Raw genomic sequence first — 20,504 nt, forward strand, 5'->3', positions numbered from 1 at the left:
ACCGCACCGCCGATGACCAGGACCACCATCGACTTCGGCATCGACCTCGGCACCACCAACAGCGCCATCGCCCGGCTGAACGGCGTCGACGCCGAGATCGTCAAGAACAACGACAACGCCGACACCACCCCCTCCGCGGTGATGATCGACCGCCGCGACCGGCTGTACGTCGGCGACATCGCCCGCAAGCGCAGCGAGCAGGACGTCGCCAACACCTGCGTCGAGTTCAAGCTGCGGATGGGCACCACCGGCCAGGACAAGCTGTTCGAGGCCAGCGGGCGGACGCTGTCGCCGGAGGAGATGTCGGCCGAGGTCCTCAAATCGCTCAAGCGGGACGTGGCGCAGCGCACCGGCGAGGACATCTCCGCCGCCGTCATCACCGTGCCGGCGGCGTTCGACCTGAGCGCCTGCGACGCCACCCGCCGCGCGGCCGCGCTGGCCGGGCTCTCGCACGCCCCGCTCCTGCAGGAGCCCACCGCCGCCGCGCTGGCCTACGGGTTCCAGTCCGCCGCCGACAACGTGTTCTGGCTGGTGTACGACCTGGGCGGCGGCACCTTCGACGCCGCCGTGATCAACGTGCGGGACGGCGAGTTCACCGTCGTCAACCACCGGGGCGACAACTTCCTGGGCGGCAAGCTCATCGACTGGGCGATCGTCGAGGAGCTGCTGATCCCGGCGGTGGCGCGCGAGCACGGGCTGACCGACCTCGGCCGCGGCGAGCCGCGCTGGCTGGGCGCGGTCAACAAGCTCAAGCTGGCCGCCGAGGCCGCCAAGATCCGGCTGTCGCAGGCCGACTCGGTGAACATCTTCGACGAGCTCAAGGACGCCGACGGCCGCACCTACGAGATCGACGTCGACCTGACGCGCGCCGACGTCGAGCGGCTGGCCGAGCCGTTCATCGTCCGGTCGGTCAACCTGTGCCGCAAGGCGCTGGCCGAGAGCGGGCTGGGCCCCGGCGACATCGAGAAGGTGCTGCTGGTGGGCGGGCCGACGCTGTCGCCGTACCTGCGCGAGCGCCTCGCCGACCCCGCCGAGGGCCTGGGCATCGCCCTGGACCACAGCCAGGACCCGATCACGGCGGTGGCGCGCGGCGCGGCGATCTTCGCGGGCACGCAGCGGCTGGAGGACACCGTCCCGGCCGCGCCGCCGCCCGCCGGCCACTACGCCGTCGAGCTGGAGTACCGCCCGGTCGGCCCCGACACCGAGCCGTTCGTCGGCGGCAGGGTGACCGGCGGCCCCACCGCCGGGCTGTCGATCGAGTTCGTCAACCCCGAGGCCAAGCCGGTGTGGCGCAGCGGCAGGATCGAGCTGTCGCCGGACGGCGCGTTCGTCACGACGCTGTGGGCCGAGCGGGGCCGCGCCAACACCTTCCGCATCGAGCTCACCGACGCGACCGGCGCCGCCCGCGAGGTGACGCCCGACGAGCTCACCTACACGGTCGGAGTGGTCGACACCCAGCCGCCGCTCACCCACTCCATCGGCGTGGGCCTGGACGGCAACGAGGTGGAGTGGCTGATCAAGCGCGGCACGCCGCTTCCGGCGCGGCGCCGGATCCTGCTGCGCACCACGGTCGGGATCAGCCGCGGCCAGGGCGAGGGCATGATCCGCATCCCGGTGCTGGAGGGCGAGTACGACCGCGCCGACCGCAACCGCCGCATCGGCCGCCTGGAGGTCTCGCCCGGCCAGGTGCGGCGGGACGTGCCCGAGGGCAGCGAGGTCGACCTGACCATCGTGATCGACGAGTCGCGGCTGGTGGTCGCGCGCGCCTACGTCCCGATCCTGGACGAGGAGTTCGAGCACGCCATCAACCTGCGCACCGAGACCGTCCCCGAGCACGCCGAGCTGGCCCGCGACGCCGAGGCCGAGAAGCGCCGGCTGGCGGCGGCGCGGCGGCTGGCGACCGAGCTGGACGACCCGCCCGCGCTGCGGGTGCTGGCGCGCATCGACGCCGAGAAGATCGTCCAGGACGTGGAGGCGATGGTCGACGCCGCCCGGGTCGACACCGACGCGGCCGTCACCTGCGGCAAGCGGCTGCTGGACCTCAAGGCCGCCATCGACGAGGTCGAGGACGCGCTGGAGTGGCCGATGCTGGTGCAGGAGGCGCGCGAGGTCGTCCCGGCCGCTCGCGAGATCGTCACCCAGCGCGGGCGCCCGCAGCACCAGCAGCTGCTCACGGCCGCCGAGAACGCGATCCAGGAGGCGATCACGGCGCACGACGCGGTGCTGCTGCGCCAGCGCGTGAACGAGCTGCGCACGCTGGTGATCCAGGTGCTGGACGAGTCCGGCGACCTGCAGTACCTGGCGTTCGACGAGCTGCAGGTGCTGCAGCCGGAGATGCGCGACCCGAACGAGGCCGCCCAGCTGGTCGCCACGGGCCGGCGGGCCGCCGAGACCGGCGACGTCGCCACGCTGCGCCACGTCAACGACCAGCTGCGCGGCATGCTGCCGTCGCCGCCGCCCCCGCCCGACCCGTTCAGCACCGTCCGGCGGGGCCGATGACCGGCACCGCCGCACCCGCCGTGCGGGAGCCCGCGGACGAGCCGCCGGACGGGCCGGGCGCGCTGCTGCGCGCCGCCCGCGAGGTGACGCTCGCCCAGGCCCGGACGCTGGCGCGGCACGGACGCTACGCCGAGGCCGAGGAGCTGCTGCGCGCGTCCGACCCGGACGCCGCGACGCTCGACCTGCTGGCCCGCGTCCACGCCCAGCAGGGGAACCTGGACGAGGCCGACCGGTGCTGGGCCGAGGCCGAGCGTCTCGCCCCCGGCACCGCGGAGTTCACCGCGGCGCGGGCGCGCATCGCCGCCATCCGCGGCGGCGGCGCGCGCGGCCCGGTCGCGGCCGGCACGCTGGCGCGCCGCGTGGGCGTGCCGCTGGTGGCGCTGGTCATGCTCGCGCTGCTGGTCGACATCCGGTTCGGCACCGGCGATCCGGAGCCCGCCGCCGCGCCCGTCACCGTCCCGGCGTCCCCGTCGCCGTCCTCGTCGCCGTCCTCCGCCGCCGCCGCGAGCGCGGCGCTGGACGGTCTCGACCTGCGGGTGCCGGGCGTGCGCGCACGGCGGTCGCCCGGGGAGATCTCGGTGACGTTCCGACGCGGGCTGTTCCGGCGCGACGCGGTGCTGTCGGCCGACGGCCGGGCCGTGCTCGCCGCGCTCGGCGCGCGGCTGCGTCCGGCCGCGGGCCGCCTGGAGGTGGCCGTCATCGGCCACACCGATCCCTCGCCGCTGCGCGCGGGCGGCGACTACGCCGGGAACATGGAACTCGGCATGGCCCGCGCCACGGTCGCCCGCGAGGTGCTGCGCGAGGCGTCCGGCGTGCCCACGGCCCGCATCTCGGTGGCGAGCCTGGGCGGCGCGCTGCCGCCGTACCGCGGCGCCGGGGCGGACGCCGCGGCGCGCAACCGGACGGTGACCGTGCGGATCTCCGCGACCGGCGGGGGGTGAGCGTGTTCTTCGACGAGGTGGGGCCGGAGCTGTACCGCGAGAACGCCTTCCGGATCACGGGGCTGGCGGTGGACGCAACGGCCCGCGACATCCGGCGGCGTTCGGAGGAGCTGCGGCTCAAGGAGCGGCTCGGGGTGTCCCAGGGGGCGGGCGCGACGGTCCTGCCGCTGTCGCCGCCTCCGGACGCGACCGTCACCGACCAGGCCATGCAGCGGCTGCGCGATCCGGCGCGCCGCCTGGAGGACGAGTTCTTCTGGTTCTGGCCGTCCCGCGACGGCGGCCCGGACGAGGCGATCGCCGCGCTGAGACGCGGCGACGCCGACACCGCCGAACGCCTGTGGCAGGAGTCCTCGGCCGACCCGGCGACCGCCGCGCACAACCTGGCGGTGCTGGCCCACCTCCGCGCCCTGGACCGGACGGCCGAGCACGAGCACGGGGACGGGCTCGACCCGGCCGGCCGCGCGCTGTGGGCCAAGGCGTTCACGTACTGGACGAGGGTCGTCGCCGATCCCGCGGTCTGGACCCTGGTGGACACCCGCGTCAGCCAGATCGCCGATCCGCGGCTGACCCCGGAGACCGCGACGCGGATGCGGTCGCGGCTGCCCGCCGCGCTGCTGTCGATCAACGCCCGGCTGGCCGTGCGCGCCGCCCGCGACGGCCGGCACGACGACGCGGCCGCGCACGTGGCGCTGATGCGGCGGTCCGGGTTCGCCACGGCGACGGTCATGGACGTCCTGGCCCACGCGGTGGAGCCCGACACGGCCCGGCTGCGCTCGCTGGGCGAGAACGCCGAGCGCACCATCGACGCCGACCCGGCCCGCGGCGCCGAGGTGACGGCGCGGTTCCTCGAGCAGGCCATGTCCCTGCTGGGCACGCTGCGCGCCCTGCTGGGCGACGACGACCCGGCCATCCAGGGCGCGGGCGACGAGATCGCCTCCCGCGTGCTGCGCTGCCTGGTGCCCTACGCCCGTGCCACCGATGACTGGCCGACCACCACCGGGCTGCTCGAACGGGTGCAGCCGCTGGCGACCACCGAGTCGGTCCGCACGCGCATCGAGGAGAACCTGGCCGCCGCCCGCAGCAACCTGCTGTTCGCGACGTGCTGGTTCTGCAAGGCCAACCCCACCGACGAGGCCAGCACCCACGAGCAGAAGATGTGGGGCGACCTGCAGACCGAGTACGTCGGCCCCTACATCCGGTACAACTGGCAGCGGATCGCGATCGGGGTGCCGCGCTGCGCCCGGTGCGCGGCCCGGCACCGGCGGACGATCCGGACGGGCAGATGGGCGACGCTGCTCCTGCTGGCGGCGGCGGTGCTCACCCTGGTGGTGCTGGACAACAGCCTGGTGCTCGCGATGGTCCTGTTCGGCGTCTGCATGGTGACCTGGTTCGGCAGTCTCCCCGTGTACGGCCTGCCGCGCGGCGCGTTCCAGCAGGTGATGGCGTTCGACCCGGTCCGCGAGCGGATGTCGGCGGGCTGGAAGCTGGGCGAACGGCAGGGCGGGAGCCAGACCTGACCGGGCGTCAGCGGCGGGGGCGCCACTGCACGAGGGCGGTGTCGTCGTCGACGTCGGCGAACACGGCCTCGACGGGCAGGCCGGGCCGCAGCAGGCCGGGGTCGCCGTCGACGAGGTTGCCGTACACGAGCAGGTCGTCGCCGTGGCCGAGACCGTCGTCGAGGCGGACGAGCAGCACCGTGAACGGCACCTCGTCGGCCATGGACGGCATGAACACCTGGTGGTTGACGATCCAGCTGTAGACGCGGCCGGTGCCGGACGCGGGCGTCCACTCGTACTCCAGCGAGCGGCACCTGTTGCAGACGGCGCGGGCCGGGAAGCGCGGCGTGCCGCAGCCCGCGCAGCGCTGCACGAGCAGCTCGTGCCGCCGGACGGCCTCCCACCAGGGCGCCGAGTCGCGGTCGGCCTGGGGGCGGGGACGTTGCCGAAGGCTCACGTGTCGCTCCTGAGTATCAGCGCCGAGGTGCCCGCGAGCACGTATCCCGGCTGGGCGGTGGACAGGGCGACCTCGGCGCCGGGCACCTGGCGGTCGCCGGCGGCGCCGCGCAGCTGGGCGACGGCCTCGGCGATGTGGTTGATGCCGTGCACGTATCCCTCGGACAGGAACCCGCCGTGGGTGTTGACGGGCAGCTCGCCGTCGAGGGCGATCGCCCCGGACGCCGCGTACGGGCCGCCCTCTCCCTTGGCGCAGAAGCCGTAGTCCTCCAGCTGCACCAGCACCGAGTAGGTGAAGCAGTCGTACAGCTCGGCCACGTCGATGTCTCCCGGGCCCACGCCCGCCATGGCGTACAGGCGGGGCGCGAGCCGGGCGGCCTCGGTGACGGTGAAGTCGGTGCCGGTCCCGGAGAACAGGCTGTCGCCCCCGCCCCAGGCCGCGCCGGACACCAGCACGGGCGGCCGCCGCAGGTCGCGGGCGCGTTCGCGGGAGGTGACGACGACGGCGCAGGCCCCGTCGGTCTCCAGGCAGCAGTCCAGCAGGCGCAGCGGTTCGGCGATCCAGCGCGACGCCAGGTAGTCGTCCAGGGTGATGAGGTCGCGTTTGAGCGCGCGGGCGTTCTTCACCGCGTTGGCGCGCTGGGTCACGGCGATGTGGCCGAGGTGCTCGTGCGTGGTGCCGTAGGCGTTCATGTGCGCGCGGGTGAACATGGCGAACTGCTGCGGCGGCGCGAAGTACCCGTACGGCGCCTGGTACTGTGCGTCGAAGACGGGTGCGGCGCCCCGTCCGGTGCCGCCCATGCGGAACTCCGAACGCGCGTTGATGGCCCGGTAGCACACCACCGTGTCGGCGACGCCCGCGGCGACCGCCATGGCGGCCTGGCCGACCACCGAGTGCGAGACGCTGCCGCCGCCGAACTGGTCGAGGTACCAGGAGACCTCGGGGACGCCGAGCGCGGGCGCCACCACCCACGGCGGCGTGGAGTCGCCGACGCGGTGGGTGGCCAGCGCGTCCACGTCGTCGACGGACAGGCCCGCGTCGTCCAGCGCGGCCAGGATGGCCCGCACGGCCAGGGTGAGCGTCGACACCCCCGAGTTCTTGTTGAACGGGGTGTAGCCGACCCCGGCGATCGCGGTCCGGTCACGGAAGCCCGCCACGCACACCCTCCTTACCAAGCAATCGCTTGTTTATCAGGACCCTACTCCGCCGAAGGTCCTAGGTCCAGGATGGGACTTTCGTCGCGTCCCGCCGGTTACGGGAATCGATCGGGCGCCGGGTGCATTGTGATGGCACGCGGGGGCGGGCGGTCCCGTACGGCCTGACGCCGGAGCCGACCCGGCTTGACACCGCGAACGGGGCCGCCCTATCGTCCAAGCAAGCGCTTGGCTAAGAGAAGGGATCGGGCAGATGGCCGACGCCGCGACGGCGGCCGTGCCGGACGGGGCGGCCACCGGGCCGCCGACCGGCCGGGCCGCGCGCCGCCCGGCCGAGCGACCCGCCGGCCAGGGAGTGGATCGTCGTATGCACGGATCGCCCAACGGCTCGTCGGCGTCCCCGGCCAACGGGGCGGTGACCGACATCGACTCCGCGCGGTTCCGGTCGGTGCTGGGCCGGTTCGCGACCGGGGTGGTCGCCATCACCGGCATCGAGGCCGGCGGCCGTCCCACCGGCCTGGCCGCCAACTCGTTCACCTCCGTGTCGCTGGACCCGCCGCTGGTGGCCTTCTGCGTGGCGCACACCAGCACGACCTGGCCGCGGCTGCGCAGCGCGCCCCGCCTGTGCGTCAACATCCTGGGCGAGCGGCAGCTGGACGTGTGCAAGCAGCTGGCCGTCAAGGGCGGCGACAAGTTCGCCGGCATCGGCTGGAGCGCCTCGCCCAGCGGCGGGCCGGTCATCGACGGGGCGCTGGCCTGGATCGAGTGCTCGGTCGAGGACGAGCACGTCGCGGGGGACCACATGATCGTGGTGGCGCGGGTGCACCACCTGGACAAGCTGCACGACGGCGAGCCCCTGCTGTTCTACAAGGGCGGCTACGGCCGCTTCGACGGCTGAGCCGCGCGCCCGCGCCCGCCGGCTCTCACGGAACCGGCGCGTCCTCCGGCGTGGTGCGCAGGCGCGCCAGCACCTGGACGGGGTCGGACAGCACGTCGGCGAACGCGAACTCCGCCGCCCCCACCAGCGTGGTGTCGTCCCCCAGCGCGGCCGTGCGCAGCTTCACCCGCTCGCGCGGCGCGGCCAGCGCGCCCGTCGCCAGCACGCTGCGGATCTGCGCGGCCGCGCCGAGGTAGACGTCGCGCAGCGTGCCCCCGAAGATGACCATCCCGGGGTTGAAGATGTTGACCAGGTCGGCGACGCCGCGGCCGAGCCAGGTGCCGACCCGGTGCAGGGCGTCGCGGGCCACGACGTCGCCGCGCGCCGCCGCGTCCACCACCGCGCGCACCGCCTCGCGTCCCGGCACGTCCGGCGACTCGCGCCGCCCGGCCAGGTCGAGCAGGGTGCGCTCGCCGACCTCGGCCTCCAGGCAGCCGCGCGACCCGCAGGCGCAGCGGCGGCCGCCCGGGTTGACGACCATGTGGCCGATCTCGCCGCCGTAGCCGTCCTCGCCGCCCAGCAGCCGCCCGCCGGTGATGATGCCGCCGCCGACGCCCACGTCGCCGTGCAGGTAGATCAGGTCGCTGACGCCCACGCCCGCGCCGCGCTCGTGCTCGGCCAGCGCGCCCAGGTTGGCGTCGTTGCACACCGCGACCGGCACGCCGAGGCCGAGCCGTCGCGACAGCACCTCCCCGACGGCCACCTCGCGCACGTCCAGGTTCGGGCCGAACATGACGCGGTCGTCGGAGCGGCGCACGATGCCGGGGAACGCCAGCGCCGCGCCCACGCAGGTCGCCTCGTCCCCGGCCTTGCGCATCAGCGAGCGCGCCGCCGCCGCCAGCGCGCCCACCATCTCGTGCGGATCGGCCGCCGCCCCCGGGGCGGCGGCCGCCGCGTCCGCGGCGGGGCGGGCGGCCTCACGGCGGTCGAGGATGACGCCGCCGAGCCCGACCCGCGCCACGGTGAGCCGGTCGACGCCCACGTCGAACGCCAGCACGTACACCCGCGTCGACTCCGGCCGCACCACCAGCGACGGCCGTCCCGCGCGGCGGCCGGGACGGCGCGGCAGCTCCTCGCGCACCAGCCCGGCCGCAGTCAGGTCGGACGTCAGCGCCATGATGGTGCTGCGGTTGAGCCCGAGGGTCTCGGCGAGGGTGGCCCGCGACGCCGGGCCGCGCACGTGCACGAAGCGCAGCAGCGCGCCCAGGTTGTGCCGCCGGATCTCCTCCTGGGACGGGCCTGCCTTCATCATGCGGGCGGCTCCGCCGCCTGCGGGGTGACGTCCGCGCCGAGCGGGCCGCCCGCCGGTCCGCCCGGGCGCTCGTCCGGCGGCTCCAGGGTCGCGCTGCGCCCGGCGGTGATCAGCTCGACGACCTGGGTGTGGGTGACGTCGGCGGTGCGCACCTGGGCGACCATGCGGCCCAGGTACAGCGCGGCGATCCGGTCGGACACCGCGAACACGTCGTTCATGTTGTGCGAGATCAGCACCACGGCCAGGCCGCGGTCGGCCAGGCGCCGCACCAGCTCCAGCACCTGCCGGGTCTGCGCCACCCCCAGCGCGGACGACGGCTCGTCCAGGATGACGACCTTGGAGTCGCCGAGCACCGCGCGGGCGATCGCGACGGTCTGCCGCTGCCCGCCCGACAGCGCCCACACCGGCTGGCGCACCGAACCGGTCATCCGCACCGACAGCCCGGCCAGGATGTCGGCGGCGACCTCCTCCATCTCGGCCTCGTCCAGCACCATGCCGCGGCGGCGCTCGCGGCCGAGGAACAGGTTCTGCACGATGTCGAGGTTCTCGCACAGGGCCAGGTCCTGGTGGACGACCTCGATGCCGAGCGAGGCCGCCTCGCGGGGGTTGTCGACCCGGACCGGCCGGCCCTCGAACAGGTACTCGCCGCGGTCCCGCCGCACGATCCCGGCCATGCACTTGACCAGCGTGGTCTTGCCCGCGCCGTTGTCGCCGACCAGCGCGGTGACCTCCCCGGGGTAGGCGACGAAGTCGACGTCGTGCAGCACCGTGACGGGTCCGAAGCTCTTGTGGACGCCGCGCAGGTCCAGGACGGGCGTGACTGCTGACATGCCGAGGGGCTCCCACCGTGCCGCCCCGCCGAGGGCTGCGGAGCGGTCCTGACCGGTGAGCCTAGCAGTTCCCCAGCTGGCGGCACCGGCGTCCGGCGCCGCGCGGCCGGCGGGCTGAGCGGGACCGGCCCACGCGGGCCCGCCCGCCGGGGACCCGGTACGGGCCGGGCCCCCGGCTCGGTCGCCGCCCCTGCCGCGCGGGAACCATCCGGACAGGGCGGGCAGGTTCACCGCCCCGTCGCCGCCCGCCGCCGCCGGGCCAGCGCGTCGATGCTGGCGGCCAGCAGCAGCACCGACCCGGTGATGAGGTAGTTGGCGTACGCCTTGGCGCCCAGCAGGCCGAGGCCGTTGGCGATGGTGGCCACGACCAGGCCGCCCAGCACCGCGTCGCGGGCCTTGCCCCGCCCGCCGAACAGGCTCGTCCCGCCGATCACCGCGGCGCCCACGCCGAGCAGCAGCGTGTTGCCCGCGCCCGCGTCGGGGGTGACCGAGTTCAGCCGGGACGCGGCCACGATCCCGCTGAGCGCCGCCAGGCCCGAGCAGATCATGAACACGGACATGCGGATGCGGGTCACGTTGATCCCGGCGCGGCGGGCGGCCTCGGCGTTGCCGCCGACGGCGTAGATGTGCCGCCCGTAGGCGGTGCGGGCGAGCACGAACGTGCACACGATCAGCAGCACGCCCACCAGCGGCACGCCCCACGGGATGCCCGCCAGCGTGATCAGCGGGCTGGGCGCCCGGTCCAGGCTGAGCAGGTAGGTGCCGAACAGCAGCGCCGCCGCGACCACCGCGGACTGGGCGACCACCAGTTCCAGCGGACGGCCCGCCAGCTCGCGCGCCCGCTGCTGCTGCCAGCGCCGCAGCTGGATCGCGGCGTAGCCGACGGCGCAGACCAGCGCCAGCACCCAGCCCAGCCAGACCGGCATGTTCTTGTTGGCCAGCGCCACGATCACGTCGTCGCGCACCGGCACCGTGCCGCCCTCGCCGATCAGCCGCAGCGTGATGCCCTGCAGGCCGAGGAACAGCGCGAGCGTCACCACGAACGACGGGATCCGGATCACCGCCACCAGCCAGCCGATGGCGGTGCCGATCACGATGCCGGCGGCCACCGCCGCCAGCACCGCCACGTACCACGGCTGCCCGGCGTCGACGATGAGCTTGGCCATCACCGCGGAGCACACGCCGCTGGCGACCCCGGCCGACAGGTCGATCTCGCCGAGCAGCAGCACGAACACCAGGCCCATCGCCAGGATCGTCACCGGCAGCGCCTGGACGAACAGGTTGGCGATGTTGCGCTCGCTCAGGAAGGTCTCGGGGCGCAGCGCGGTGAACAGCACCACCAGCCCGACCAGGCCGAGGATCGCCGGGAGTGCGCCGAGGTCGCCCGAGCGCACCCGGCCCCAGTAGTCGAGCGCGGCCGACCGCACGTCGTGCGTCCTGCGGTCGACGGCGAAGTCGGAGTCCGCCAGCGTCGCCGCGGCGGCGCCCTTTGACATTTCGGTGGACATCGCGGTTTTCCTTAGATGGTCTCGGCCGCGGTCGCCGGGGCGAGCCCCAGGTCGCCGGACCGGCCCGCGGTGATCAGTTCGACGACCTGGGCGTGGGTGACGTCGGCGCGCCGCACCTCGGCGGCCACCCGGCCCAGGTAGAGGGCGGTGATCCGGTCCGCCACCTCGAACACGTCGTTCATGTTGTGCGAGATCAGCACGACGGCGTGGCCGGTGTCGGCCAGCCGGCGCACCAGATCGAGCACCTGCCGGGTCTGCGCCACGCCGAGCGCCGCGGTGGGCTCGTCCAGGATGACCACCTTCGACTCCCACAGCGCGGCCTTGGCGATCGCGACGGTCTGCCGCTGCCCGCCGGACAGGCTGGCCACCTGCTGCCGGACGGACTTGACGGTGCGGACCGACAGCCGGGCCAGCGTCTCACGCGCCGCCTCCTCCATCGAGTCCTCGTCGAGCACGATGCCCCGGCGCCGTTCCCGGCCGAGGAACATGTTCTGCACGATGTCCAGATTGTCGGCGAGGGCCAGGTCCTGGTAGACGACCTCGATGCCGAGCGCCGCGGCGTCGCGGGGGCCGCCGATCTGCACCGGCCGGCCCTCGAACTCGATCCGCCCCGAGTCGATCGGGTGGATCCCGGCGATGCTCTTGATCAGGGTGGACTTGCCCGCGCCGTTGTCGCCGACCAGGGCCATCACCTCGCCGCGGTGCACGGCGAAGTCCACGTCGTGCAGGACGTGGACGGGACCGAAGCTCTTGTTGACCCCGGTCAGGCGGAGTACGGGTTCACCGTTGTCTGCCACGTGTTTCCCTTCGGGAGCGGGTGGCCCGCGGCGGGCCCCGGGCGCGCGCGGCGCAGCACGGCGCGGGAGGAGCGCGCGCCCCCAGCGGAGGGGCCCGCCACGGGGGTCACTGGATGCCGGCGTCCTTGCACTTGGCGGCGTACTCGCCCTTGCAGAGGTCTTCCTTCTTGACGAACCCGTCGTCCACGACCTGCTTGACGTTCTCCTTGTACACCGCGATCGGGTTGAGCAGCACCGAGGGCACGTCGCGCTTGCCCTGCGGGTCGTTCACCGTGCCGGTGGTCTCGGCCTTCTCACCCTTCAGCAGCGCGACCGCCAGCTTGGCCGCCGCGTCGGCCTCCTGCTTGACCGGCTTGTAGACCGTCATGCACTGGTTGCCGTCCAGAATGTTCTGCAGCCCCTCCAGGGTGGCGTCCTGGCCGGTCACCGGCACCTTGCCCGCCTCGGAGTTCTTCTTCAGGATCGAGATGGCCGCGTTGCCGACCCCGTCGTTGGCGGCCAGCACGCCGTCGATCTTGCCGTTCTGCTGCGTCCACATCTGCTCGAAGATCGTGGCGGCCTGCTGGTTGTCCCAGTTCGGCACCGCCTGCTCGGCGACCTTCTTGTAGGTGGAGACCTTGTCGAGCACGCTGTGCGCGCCCTGGGCGAAGAGCGTGGCGTTGTTGTCGGTGGCCGCGCCGTTGAGGTAGACGATGTTGGCGTTCTTGTCGCCGAGGCACTTCTGCAGGCCCTTGCCGAGCTCCTCGCCGACCTTGACGTTGTCGAACGAGACGTAGTAGTCGGCGACGCCGCCCAGGGTGAGCCGGTCGTAGTCGATCGTCTTGACGCCCTGCTGCTGCGCCTTGCGCTGCACGGCCGCGGCGGAGTTGGAGTCGATGCCGTCCACCACCAGCACGGTGACGCCGTTGGTGATCATCTGGTCGGCGATGGTCTGGAACCGCTGGGTGTCGCCCTCGGCGTTCTGGATGTCGTACTGCACCCCGGCCGCCTTGAACGCCTGCTCCAGGTACGGCCGGTCGAAGCTCTCGTAACGGACCGACGACTTGGTGTCCGGGAGGATCACGCCGATCTTGCCCTTGGACGACTCGGACGAGGTCTCGCCGGAGTCGTCCCCGCACGCGGTGAGCGTGAGCGCCGCCGCCACCGAAACGGCGGTGAGGCTGAGGATCCCCTTGCGCATCTGCACGGGTCCTTTCTCGGGGGTCGGCCGCGCCGGCGCGGCCGGGGGTTGACGGGGTGGGAACGCGCGCGGCACCGTGACCGGGATCACGAACCACGCGTATGTTGTGCCCCGCAACATATGTCGCGCCCCCCGGGAACGCCAAGACACTGCCGCCACCTAATTTATTGGAGCCGGTAACAATCCCGTAACACGAGATCAACCCGGGTGCCCGCCACCTGCCCGGTCCGGCCGGGCATGCGGCGGCACATCACCGCAGCGTGAGTCGAATGTTTCCCGCCTCAACATTCGCCCGGCCGGAGGCCGCGGGCGGCGGCGGGGGGAGGGCATGCCGAAAGCGTGATCATGCAGGCCCGGTTGCCGGCGGCTGCATGATCACGCCGTCTCGTCCGTCATGCGGCGCGCGGGGTCAGTCCGCGGCCAGGACCGCCGCGACGCGGGCGGCCGCGGCGGTGACGTCGTCGGCGGCCGCGATGCGCTCCGCCCACGACCACCAGTACCACCACCCGTCCGCGCCGTCCTCCACCAGGATGTTCTCCGTGAGAACGGATGCGGCCGGATTCATCACGTGCAGGCTGGGCGAACCGTCGCGCGGGACGGTGAGCCGCGCGCGCATTCCCCGCCGCCGCAGCTCGTCGCCGAGCTTCTCCAGATAGTCGATCCGCGTTGCGGACAACGCGGCCGTTCCCGTGTCAGGCGCCATCTCGTCAGGCGTCATCTCGCTTCTCCAACCTGGGGCGCCCCCGCGCCCCGCCATGGACTCCGCGCGGCCCGACGAGGCCAGCCTTACGCGTCACCGGGACGGACGCAAGCACTTCGGGCAGGTCAGCGCGGCCATCCGGCCCCCATGGCAGGCGATCCGGGATATCTTGCGCGTAGGACACGCATGCGGAAGGCAGGAGACCGATGACGCAGGGTTCCGCGAAGCTCACCAGGCCCGACCTGCCGCTGCCGGGCCGGACCGGCCGCGCTCCCGGCACCGGAAACTGGCACCGCTTCCACTACCCGATCGGCGTGTTCGTCATCGCCTACGGGGCTACCGGACTGCTCACCGCGCTGATCTCCTGGGATGACCGCCGCGCCGAGCTGGCCGACTACCTCGGCTCCGGCCCGGCCGCCCCGGCACTGGTGCTGGTCAAGGTCGTCGAACTGCTGCTCGTGCTGCTCACCGTGGCCGGTCTCGTCCGGCGGCGGGACGTGTGGCTGCTGCCCGCGCTCACCGGCTGGGCGGCCGGTTTCGCCCTGTTCGCCGTGGTGGACGTGGTCAAGGGCCGCTGGGGCGGCCTCCTGGAGCACACCCTGTACCTGGCCGGGTTCGCGTTCCTGCTGTTCCTGTCGTATGCGCTGAGCGTGCGGGCGCGGGTCGGCCGCGGCGCCGTGCGGCGCCCGGGAGAGCGCCCGGTGGCGGGCGCCGGCGCGGGTTCCGACGCGAATTCCGATTCGGGTTCCGATTCGGGTTCCGGCTCGTCGGACTCGGATCTGCGGCCGAGCGGGCTCACCCGCACCCAGGAGCTGGCGCTGGAGGCGCTGAACCGCTGGCAGCAGCGCCTCGAGCGGCAGCAGCAACAACAACAGCAGCAGCAGCCGCCCGCCTAGGCGGGCACCCGGGTCAGGTGACGATCCAGCCGATGGCGGTCATCGTGCCGGGCGGGACCTCGGTGAACCCCGCGTCCCGCACCGCCACCGTCGCGTGCTCGACGCACCGCCGCCAGGGCACGTCCCTGATGACGTACACCCGCAGGCCGCCCTCGATCCACGCGTGCGCCTGCGGCGGGGGCGCCTGACGCAGCAGCAGGTGCGCGGCGTGCCCGCTCTGCGCGGCGGCCTTGCCGGTGCTCATCGTCACGTCCGGGTTCAGCGCGATCGCCGCGTACGGGGGTTCGGGCGGCGGCTTGGGCTCGTCCTCGTCGGGCAGGTCCAGGCCGGCGACCTGCAGCTTGGCGATCTCGGGCGGCACCTCATCGACGGCACCGGGCACGAACGCCCGCACCTGCGCGCCCTGGACGTCCACGGTCACCCCGGGGAGCCGCTGCACGTCCGACCACCGCGCCCCGCGCGCCCGCCGCGTCACCTTGCGGATGCGGCCCGCCTCCCAGCGGGCCACGAACGGGTGCCACTCCCCCTCCGGGTCGGCCGCCCGCGGATCGGTGAGCAGCGTCGCGACCGCGGTCGCGGCGGCCGCGCACACCGCGGCGTGCGCGGGCGGCGACGCCTTCTCGGCGCGCGCCACCAGCTGCATCGCCCACGGGGGCTCGTCGAACGGGTCGGTGGAAGGTCGCACGCCTGGAGTATTCCATTCCCCGCCCGGTGCCAAGAGCATGGCCCGTCCGGGACTTCCCCCGGCCGGTTCTGGGTAAAGCAACCCGTATCGTCCCGCCGGACGTATGCACGGGTGCAGGGGAACGTCCGCGGGGCGCGCCTCGTAGGAGGGAACGAGGGAACACGGCGGAGAGGTCGGCTCGGAGGTCGCCGGTGACCAGTGGTGCCTGGAGCAATTCCATACCGGGAATCGGAACGTTCTTCGTCGGCATCGACGTGGCGCCCGGACGCTACCGGTGCGAGGACGGCAAGGGCGGCTGGTGGGTGCGGTTCACCGGACCGGGCGGGGGCGAGCCGGTCGGGTCCTGGCCGCTGCCCGCGGGCCCCACCGAGATCGAGATCGCGCCCACCGACTTCGCGTTCGAGACCCACGTCGGGACGTACTGGCGCAAGATCGCTCCGCCGCGCGGCGAGGACGGCGAGGGGGGCGCGGCCGACGTGCGCCCGGTGGCCGACCCGTCGCTGCGCGCCGAGCTGGACCGCATCGTCGCCCGGCAGCGGCCGCTGATGTGGCTGGCGCCGCTGACCGTGCTCGGCGTCGGCCTGGTCGGCTCGCCCGTGCTGGGGTCGCTGTGGCTGCTGGGGCTGGCGATGCTGGCCATGCTGGTCGCGCTCGGCTCCCCCGCGTTCTCGCTGGACCTGCGGCGCGCCCGCGAGCTGGCCCGCCGCCGCGACCGGTACCTGACGCCCGAGGACTTCGACGAGGAGGGCCGCGCGCTGCTGGCCCGCGTGCAGGCCGCCGTCGACGCGGTGCGCGACTCGGAGGTCAACCAGGAGGGGCTGCTCGACGCGCTGGACAACGCCGTCACCCTGCCCCGCCAGGAATGGGAGATCGCGCAGGTGCTGGCGCGGCAGTCCCGGCTGCGCGGCGAGCAGCGCGAGGTCTCCGAGTCGGCCGGGCTGCCGGAGGTGGAGGCGGCGCTGCGTCCGCTGCGCGAGAAGCTGGACGTCTCCGTGGCGGCCGTGACGCGCCGCGTGGAGGCGCTGGAGCGCTACGCCGAGCGCACCCGGGCCGCCGACGAGGCGCTGCGCGCGCACCGCCACCTGGAGACGCTGGCCGCCAAGGCGCACGAGTACGACGAGCTGCTGGCCGACACCGTCCGCGACGACCTGGCGATCCCGGCCATCGAACGGCTCACCGAGCACAGCGAGGAGCTCGTCCGCACGCTGCGCAGCCGTCTCGCCGAGGCGGCCGAGGCGGGCGGCGAGGCGGGGGGCGAGCTACCGCCGCCGCCCCGGTGACCGCTCAGGCGAGGGCGGCGACGACGATGGTGGCGTCCAGGTCGTCGCAGGCGGCCGGCTCCGGTCGCAGGCCGTGCTCGGCGGCGGCCCGCAGGGCGTCCGGGAGCTGGCGCCGGCTGGTCTCGAACAGCAGGTGGCCGCCGGGCGCCAGCCACGACGGCGCCTCCGCGATGACGCGCCGGGCGACCCGCAGGCCGTCCGCGCCTCCGTCGAGGGCCGTCCGCGGCTCGTGGTCGCGGGCCTCGGGCGGCAGGAAGGCGACCTCGCCGGTGGGGACGTACGGCACGTTGGCGACCAGCACGTCCACCCGGCCCCGCAGCGCGGACGGCAGCGGGTCGAACAGGTCCCCCTCGTACACGTGCGCGGCGGCGAGGTTGCGGCGGGCGCAGGCCACCGCGGCCGGGTCGATGTCGGCGGCGTGCAGGTCGAGGCGGCCGGCGGACGCGGCCAGCACGGCGCCCACCGCGCCCGAGCCGCAGCACAGGTCGACGGCGACGCCGCCCGGCGGGACGAGAGCGGCCGCCCGCCGGGCCAGGAACTCGGTGCGGCGGCGCGGGACGAACACGCCGGGGTCGACGGCGACGCGCAGCCCGCAGAACTCCGCCCAGCCGACCACGTGCTCCAGGGGCATGCCGTCGGCGCGCCGGACGACCATGGCGTCCAGTTCGGCGGGGGTGCGGGCGGCGGCGAGGAGCATGCGCGCCTCGTCCTCGGCGAAGACGCAGCCGGCGGCCCGCAACCTGGTGACGACGTCGGAGAAGGACAAGAGCTACACCAGCTCCCGGACCTGGGCGGGCGAGCGGAACACCTCGGCGCGCATGCCGGCCTCCCGCGCGGCGACGACGTTGCCCTCCCGGTCGTCGAAGAAGAGCACCTCGCCCGGGGCGACGCCCAGCCGCTCGGCGCAGATCAGGTACGCGCGCGGGTCGGGCTTGGCCACGCCGATGCGGCAGGAGTAGGTCAGCGCGGCGAAGCGCGACAGCCAGCCGCCGTGCCGGGCCTCGAAGCGCGGCACCAGCTCGTCGATGATGTTGGACAGCAGGCCGAGGGTGCGGCCGCGGTCGGCCAGCTCGACGATCAGTTCGACCATGGCCTCGTCGACGTCGACCCAGCTGTCGAGATCGGCCTCGACCAGGGCGGGCACGTCGGGGAAGGCGGTGCCGAGCCGGCCCGCCACCGCCGCCCAGTAGGCCGCGCCGTCCTGGCCGGCGTCGTAGGGGGGACGGCACTCCCAGTACGCCTCCCAGAAGGCGGTGGCGGACTCGCCGGACACCCCGGCCACCTTCTCGATCCGCCGGATCGCCTCGGGGCTCTGGGTTCGGGCGATCACTCCGTACAGGTCGAACACGATCACATCGGCCATGCGTCCGAGCCTACGGCCCGGTCCGGACCGGAAAGGATCACCAAGCGCTTGGTGCGCGGCGTTAACCTGGTGGTGACAGGCGACTTGAACAAGCGGTTGGGCGCGAGCGGCATAATGAGAGGGTGACGACCACGAGCACCAATTCAGGACGACCCAAAGCCCGCACCACCGGTGAGGGCGCCACCCGCCGCCGCGGCCGCGGTTCGCCCGCGCTGGCCTCGGAGCGGCGTGAGCACCTGATCAGGCTCGCGGCCGAACTGTTCGCCGAGAAGGGCTACCAGGCCACCACGGTGCGCGACATCGCCAAGGAGGCCGGGATCCTGTCCGGCAGCCTCTACCACCACTTCAACTCCAAGGAGTCGATCGTCGACGAGATCCTCTCGGGGTTCTTCGACGAGGTGATGTCGTCCTACCGGTCCGTCATCGAGGAGGGGCGCGATCCCCGGGAGACCATCGCCGGGCTGGTGCGCATCGCGTTCGGCACGCTGGAGCCGCACCGCGCCGCCATCACGGTGATGCAGAACGACTGGAACTACCTCAAGGACCGCCTGGACTACCTGACCAAGTCCGAGGACGAGGTCGAGAAGATGTGGGTCGACACCATCCGGGCGGGCCAGGAGCAGGGCCTGTTCCGCGCCGACATCGACCCCAAGCTCACCTACCGGATGATCCGCGACACGATCTGGGTGGCGGTCCGCTGGTTCCGCCCCGGCGGCCGCCTCGACGCCGCCGGGCTGTCCGAGCACTACCTCAAGGTCATGTTCGACGGCATCAACACCCACTGAGACACCGGCCGCACAGAGCCCGGGCGCCCGCCGGCGCCCGGGTTTTCCGTTGCCTGCCGGGCGGGTTCGCCCCTTACCCCATGGAGAGTCCATCGGGCGGTGAAAGCACCGAAACGGAGTGTCGGCGTCTCGTCCGCTCTCCTGCCCGCATATCGTGGTAACGATCGCATATTGCCTGGTCAGAGTGACGCTCCGCGCCGACGGGACGCTGCTATCCATATGGGTGGACCGGGGGGAAAGGGGCACGATGACGGCTCAACGGGGTGCCGCCGACCACGGCGAGCCGCCCGAGGCGGAGTTCCGGGCCGCGATGGTCCGCGGCCTGCAGGAGCAGTTCCCCGGCGTCCGCGTCTGGTACGGCGAGGCCACCGGTTCCTGGTGGGCGATGGTCGCGCTGCGCGGCGGCCCCCGCCTGCTGGAGGCCCCGACACCGCAGCAGCTCCGCGAGGCCATCCTCAGCGCCCTGTCCATCGGCTGACCCCCTGTCCCCGCCCTATCCTCCCGGGCGCGTGAGGACGGCCGCGCTTCCGTAGCCGCCGCCGAATCCGGTGACGAGCGCGACGGCGGCGTCCGCGACCTGGTTGACGCCCGTGCCGCGCAGTTGCCGGACGGCCTCGGCGACGTTGTTCAGGCCGTGCACGTACCCCTCCGACAGCAGCCCGCCGTGCGGGTTGACCGGCACCCGCCCGTCCCAGGCGATCTCCCGCGAGCGCAGGACGGCCCCCAGGGCGTCACGGGCGGCCAGGCCGAAGTCCTCGAGCTGGCGCGGGACGAGCCAGCTGTAGGCGTCGTAGAGCAGGGCCACGTCGATGTGGTCGGGTTTCATGCCCGCCGCCTCGTACAGGGGCCCGGCCAGGTAGGCGGAGAACACGCGCGTGATGTCCTCGGCCTTGTCCATGGCGGACGCGCCGGGCCCGCCGCCGCGGACGACGGCGTGCACGCGCGGCGCGTCGGGGGCGCGGTCGGCGCGGGTGACGACCAGCGCGCACGCCCCGTCGGTCTCCTGGCAGCAGTCCAGGCGGCGCAGCGGCGAGGCGACCATGGGGCTGTCCAGGTAGGCGGGCAGGTCGACGCGGTCGCGGCGCATGGCGCGCGGGTTGCGGGCGGCGTGCACGCGGGACTGGTCGACGACGGCGTGGGTGTGCTCCTCGGTCAGGCCGGTGTCGTGCAGGTAGCGCTGCCCGGCGAGCGCGAACTGGTGCACCGGGCCCGCCATGCCGTACGGCTGCGTGAACTGCTCCTCGGCGCCCTCGCCGAGCTTGAGGCCGAGGGCGTTCATGCGCCTGCCGGATCGGCCGTTGAGGGCCCGGTAGATCAGGACGGTCCCGGCCAGGCCGGCGTCGACGAGCATGGCGGCGTCGGCGAGGATCGAGGCGCTCTGCGTGCCGCCGCCGTAGATCTCGTTGTGCCAGCCGACCTCGGGCATCCCCAGCGCGCGGGCCAGGTACAGCACGGGCGCCGAGTCGCCCAGGTGGTAGCACAGGATCGCGTCGGGACGGTCGACGCCCGCGTCGGCCAGGGCGGCGCGGCACGCCTCGGCGGCCAGCTCCAGCTCGGTGCGGCCGGACGCGCGCGACAGCGCGGTCATGCCGATCCCGGAGATCGCCGCCTTGCCGGAGAAACCCTGTCTGCCGGTCACCGCCCGTCCCTCCGCGCACGGATGCCGACCGCCGGAGACGGGGCGCGATCCGTCCCCGGCGGGCGGCGTCCCAGCGGCCCGCGCGTCCCTGGATGCGCGCGGCCC

Annotated in this window: 20 protein-coding genes; 8 read left to right on the plus strand and 12 right to left on the minus strand. The window is 73.9% G+C overall.

The genetic code is table 11. The features are described 5' to 3' along the window. The first annotated feature begins 12 nt into the window (after positions 1 to 12). Genes ABZ801_RS08790 through ABZ801_RS08800 form a run of 3 tightly spaced genes read left to right on the plus strand, consistent with a single transcriptional unit; the run spans position 13 to position 4,957 of the window. Entirely contained in the window at positions 13 to 2,499 is a 2,487-nt protein-coding gene (locus ABZ801_RS08790) for an Hsp70 family protein (protein ID WP_360694680.1), read from the plus strand. Further along, entirely contained in the window at positions 2,496 to 3,440 is a 945-nt protein-coding gene (locus ABZ801_RS08795) for an OmpA family protein (protein WP_360694683.1), read from the plus strand. Before ABZ801_RS08790 ends, ABZ801_RS08795 begins: the two co-directional genes overlap by 4 nt. Continuing rightward, a complete protein-coding gene (locus ABZ801_RS08800; RefSeq protein WP_360694686.1) occupies positions 3,437 to 4,957 on the plus strand; it encodes a hypothetical protein in 1,521 nt (506 codons plus the stop codon). The genes ABZ801_RS08795 and ABZ801_RS08800 overlap by 4 nt, the downstream gene beginning before the upstream one ends. A gap of 7 nt (positions 4,958 to 4,964) precedes the next feature. Here the strand turns inward: ABZ801_RS08800 and ABZ801_RS08805 are convergent, their stop codons facing one another. Both ABZ801_RS08805 and ABZ801_RS08810 read right to left on the minus strand, forming a co-directional pair. Continuing rightward, on the minus strand, positions 4,965 to 5,393 hold the full coding sequence (locus ABZ801_RS08805) for an OB-fold domain-containing protein (RefSeq protein ID WP_360694688.1): 429 nt from the start codon (positions 5,391 to 5,393) through the stop codon (positions 4,965 to 4,967). Next, entirely contained in the window at positions 5,390 to 6,550 is a 1,161-nt protein-coding gene (locus ABZ801_RS08810) for an acetyl-CoA acetyltransferase (protein ID WP_360694691.1), read from the minus strand. Before ABZ801_RS08810 ends, ABZ801_RS08805 begins: the two co-directional genes overlap by 4 nt. Before the next feature lie 364 nt (positions 6,551 to 6,914). Between ABZ801_RS08810 and ABZ801_RS08815 the strand changes: the two genes are divergently transcribed. Next, complete coding sequence (locus ABZ801_RS08815; protein ID WP_344948437.1) at positions 6,915 to 7,445, plus strand: flavin reductase family protein; 531 nt, start codon at positions 6,915 to 6,917, stop codon at positions 7,443 to 7,445. Between the two features lie 25 nt (positions 7,446 to 7,470). On the opposite strand, the gene ABZ801_RS08820 is transcribed toward ABZ801_RS08815, so the two are convergent. The 6 genes from ABZ801_RS08820 to ABZ801_RS08845 all read right to left on the minus strand — a co-directional run bounded on the left by ABZ801_RS08820 (position 7,471) and on the right by ABZ801_RS08845 (position 13,769). Further along, positions 7,471 to 8,733, minus strand: coding sequence for an ROK family transcriptional regulator (locus ABZ801_RS08820; protein ID WP_360695687.1), 1,263 nt, complete (start codon positions 8,731 to 8,733; stop codon positions 7,471 to 7,473). Next, positions 8,733 to 9,566 (minus strand): ATP-binding cassette domain-containing protein, encoded by an 834-nt coding sequence (locus tag ABZ801_RS08825; protein WP_344948434.1) that lies wholly within the window; start codon positions 9,564 to 9,566, stop codon positions 8,733 to 8,735. Before ABZ801_RS08825 ends, ABZ801_RS08820 begins: the two co-directional genes overlap by 1 nt. 227 nt (positions 9,567 to 9,793) lie before the next feature. Then, positions 9,794 to 11,074, minus strand: a complete 1,281-nt coding sequence (locus ABZ801_RS08830) for an ABC transporter permease (protein ID WP_344948431.1) — start codon at positions 11,072 to 11,074, stop codon at positions 9,794 to 9,796. A gap of 11 nt (positions 11,075 to 11,085) precedes the next feature. After that, complete coding sequence (locus ABZ801_RS08835) at positions 11,086 to 11,871, minus strand: ATP-binding cassette domain-containing protein (protein WP_344948428.1); 786 nt, start codon at positions 11,869 to 11,871, stop codon at positions 11,086 to 11,088. A gap of 106 nt (positions 11,872 to 11,977) precedes the next feature. Next, entirely contained in the window at positions 11,978 to 13,051 is a 1,074-nt protein-coding gene (locus ABZ801_RS08840) for a substrate-binding domain-containing protein (RefSeq protein WP_344948425.1), read from the minus strand. 409 nt (positions 13,052 to 13,460) lie between these two features. Then, complete coding sequence (locus ABZ801_RS08845; RefSeq protein ID WP_344948422.1) at positions 13,461 to 13,769, minus strand: hypothetical protein; 309 nt, start codon at positions 13,767 to 13,769, stop codon at positions 13,461 to 13,463. A gap of 188 nt (positions 13,770 to 13,957) precedes the next feature. On the opposite strand from ABZ801_RS08845, the gene ABZ801_RS08850 reads away from it, so the two are divergent. Continuing rightward, a complete protein-coding gene (locus tag ABZ801_RS08850; RefSeq protein ID WP_360694698.1) occupies positions 13,958 to 14,647 on the plus strand; it encodes a hypothetical protein in 690 nt (229 codons plus the stop codon). Between the two features lie 13 nt (positions 14,648 to 14,660). Here ABZ801_RS08850 and ABZ801_RS08855 read toward each other — a convergent pair whose 3' ends face one another. Further along, a complete protein-coding gene (locus tag ABZ801_RS08855) occupies positions 14,661 to 15,332 on the minus strand; it encodes a hypothetical protein (protein ID WP_360694701.1) in 672 nt (223 codons plus the stop codon). Between the two features lie 191 nt (positions 15,333 to 15,523). Between ABZ801_RS08855 and ABZ801_RS08860 the strand changes: the two genes are divergently transcribed. Then, on the plus strand, positions 15,524 to 16,612 hold the full coding sequence (locus tag ABZ801_RS08860) for a hypothetical protein (RefSeq protein ID WP_344948413.1): 1,089 nt from the start codon (positions 15,524 to 15,526) through the stop codon (positions 16,610 to 16,612). Between the two features lie 4 nt (positions 16,613 to 16,616). Here ABZ801_RS08860 and ABZ801_RS08865 read toward each other — a convergent pair whose 3' ends face one another. Together ABZ801_RS08865 and ABZ801_RS08870 are read right to left on the minus strand one after the other, a co-directional pair. Then, a complete protein-coding gene (locus ABZ801_RS08865; protein ID WP_360694704.1) occupies positions 16,617 to 17,378 on the minus strand; it encodes a putative protein N(5)-glutamine methyltransferase in 762 nt (253 codons plus the stop codon). Positions 17,379 to 17,381: 3 nt separating this feature from the next. Beyond that, the gene (locus ABZ801_RS08870) at positions 17,382 to 17,975 is read right to left on the minus strand and encodes an HAD family phosphatase (RefSeq protein WP_360694707.1); all 594 of its coding nucleotides are present in this window, start codon (positions 17,973 to 17,975) and stop codon (positions 17,382 to 17,384) included. A 122-nt stretch (positions 17,976 to 18,097) separates the two neighbouring features. Here ABZ801_RS08870 and ABZ801_RS08875 point away from each other — a divergent pair, with 122 nt between their 5' ends. Beyond that, on the plus strand, positions 18,098 to 18,760 hold the full coding sequence (locus tag ABZ801_RS08875; protein WP_344948404.1) for a TetR/AcrR family transcriptional regulator: 663 nt from the start codon (positions 18,098 to 18,100) through the stop codon (positions 18,758 to 18,760). A 247-nt stretch (positions 18,761 to 19,007) separates the two neighbouring features. Beyond that, positions 19,008 to 19,238, plus strand: coding sequence for a hypothetical protein (locus ABZ801_RS08880; protein ID WP_344948401.1), 231 nt, complete (start codon positions 19,008 to 19,010; stop codon positions 19,236 to 19,238). A gap of 15 nt (positions 19,239 to 19,253) precedes the next feature. On the opposite strand, the gene ABZ801_RS08885 is transcribed toward ABZ801_RS08880, so the two are convergent. After that, entirely contained in the window at positions 19,254 to 20,399 is a 1,146-nt protein-coding gene (locus ABZ801_RS08885; RefSeq protein ID WP_360694711.1) for an acetyl-CoA acetyltransferase, read from the minus strand. Positions 20,400 to 20,504: the final 105 nt, after the last annotated feature.

This window comes from Actinomadura sp. NPDC047616 (assembly GCF_040642915.1).
In the GTDB taxonomy this organism is placed as follows: domain Bacteria; phylum Actinomycetota; class Actinomycetes; order Streptosporangiales; family Streptosporangiaceae; genus Spirillospora; species Spirillospora miaoliensis.

Bases quoted from the DNA above. Each gene is read 5' to 3' on its own strand.
- ABZ801_RS08790 (WP_360694680.1), top strand. From the start codon at position 13: ATGACCAGGACCACCATCGACTTCGGCATCGACCTCGGCACCACCAAC.
- ABZ801_RS08795 (WP_360694683.1), top strand. From the start codon at position 2,496: ATGACCGGCACCGCCGCACCCGCCGTGCGGGAGCCCGCGGACGAGCCG.
- ABZ801_RS08815 (WP_344948437.1), top strand. From the start codon at position 6,915: ATGCACGGATCGCCCAACGGCTCGTCGGCGTCCCCGGCCAACGGGGCG.
- ABZ801_RS08820 (WP_360695687.1), bottom strand. From the start codon at position 8,733: ATGAAGGCAGGCCCGTCCCAGGAGGAGATCCGGCGGCACAACCTGGGC.
- ABZ801_RS08825 (WP_344948434.1), bottom strand. From the start codon at position 9,566: ATGTCAGCAGTCACGCCCGTCCTGGACCTGCGCGGCGTCCACAAGAGC.
- ABZ801_RS08830 (WP_344948431.1), bottom strand. From the start codon at position 11,074: ATGTCCACCGAAATGTCAAAGGGCGCCGCCGCGGCGACGCTGGCGGAC.
- ABZ801_RS08840 (WP_344948425.1), bottom strand. From the start codon at position 13,051: ATGCGCAAGGGGATCCTCAGCCTCACCGCCGTTTCGGTGGCGGCGGCG.
- ABZ801_RS08845 (WP_344948422.1), bottom strand. From the start codon at position 13,769: ATGACGCCTGACGAGATGGCGCCTGACACGGGAACGGCCGCGTTGTCC.
- ABZ801_RS08850 (WP_360694698.1), top strand. From the start codon at position 13,958: ATGACGCAGGGTTCCGCGAAGCTCACCAGGCCCGACCTGCCGCTGCCG.
- ABZ801_RS08870 (WP_360694707.1), bottom strand. From the start codon at position 17,975: ATGGCCGATGTGATCGTGTTCGACCTGTACGGAGTGATCGCCCGAACC.
- ABZ801_RS08880 (WP_344948401.1), top strand. From the start codon at position 19,008: ATGACGGCTCAACGGGGTGCCGCCGACCACGGCGAGCCGCCCGAGGCG.